This is a genomic window from Oceanospirillum sediminis (assembly GCF_014164585.1).
Lineage (GTDB): Bacteria > Pseudomonadota > Gammaproteobacteria > Pseudomonadales > Halomonadaceae > Oceanospirillum > Oceanospirillum sediminis.
Genome location: NZ_JACJFM010000327.1, coordinates 1 through 316, shown reverse-complemented (window position 1 = coordinate 316; position 316 = coordinate 1). Strand labels below are relative to the sequence as shown.

Annotated in this window: 1 protein-coding gene; it reads right to left on the bottom strand. The window is 29.1% G+C overall.

Annotated features, from left to right (window positions below):
* Positions 1-121 precede the first annotated feature (121 nt).
* Positions 122-316 (bottom strand): 30S ribosomal protein S21 (gene rpsU, locus H4O21_RS28820; RefSeq protein WP_130964771.1); only part of this gene is annotated, 195 nt, incomplete at its 5' end.

Sequence of the window (316 nt, the reverse complement as noted above, 5' to 3'; positions counted from 1 at the left end):
AACAAATAGATACAGTACCATAATAGATAGTTTGTAGCTTAATAGTTAAAAAGCTTACAATAAAAAATCCCATTTGCTTTTAGCGAATGGGATTTCATAATATTATTTTAGAAAGATATACTTATATATCCTCTTGGTCTCTTAAAGTTTGGATATAAGCCGCTTTCTGGATTTCACGACGTCTCTTAACAGAAGGTTTTGTAAAATACTGCCCTTCTCTTAAATTTTGCATTACTTTAATATTTCTATGCTTTCTTTTGTAGCGTTTTAAAGCTCTCTCGATGTTTTCACCATCTTTAACAATAATCTTTAACAT